The organism is Bacillus sp. sid0103 (assembly GCF_019219025.1).
This window is the reverse complement of record NZ_JAHUWN010000113.1, coordinates 1-453: the sequence shown is the minus strand read 5'-3', so window position 1 is coordinate 453 and position 453 is coordinate 1. Positions and strand designations below refer to the sequence as shown.

At 38.2% G+C, this 453-nt stretch carries 1 pseudogene; it reads right to left on the bottom strand.

Features of this window, described 5'->3' with window-relative positions:
- Positions 1-440, bottom strand: a pseudogene (locus KW850_RS33770) (aminotransferase class I/II-fold pyridoxal phosphate-dependent enzyme); the annotation flags it as partial.
- Positions 441-453: the final 13 nt, after the last annotated feature.

Below are 453 nucleotides of genomic sequence, written 5' to 3'. Positions count from 1 at the left end.
GTAACGATTGGCACTGGAATCCCTCCAGCCAATGAAACCAACGCAATATAAGCTACATAACTTGGTTCTAAAATCATTACCTCATCCCCTGGATTTAAAATAGTTCTCAAAGAACTATCCAAAGCTTACTACCTCCAATGGTTACAATAATTTCTGACCTGGGAGAATAGCAAACATGAAAACGCCTTTCCATATAACTAGATATTTCCTTACGAAGTTCTAAAAGTCCTTCTATTTCTGTATATGACGTATACCCGCTTTCTAGCGACAGAATTGAAGAATGGCATATGGACCAAGGAGTAATAAAATCTGGCTCCCCTACTCCTAATGAAATAACGCCTCCCATGCTATTCGCTAAGTCACAAGAAACGACGAATACCTGAAGGTTTTAATTGTTCAGCCCTTGAAGATAGATAGGATTTCACAATGTTTACCACCATTCCCAATTATTTA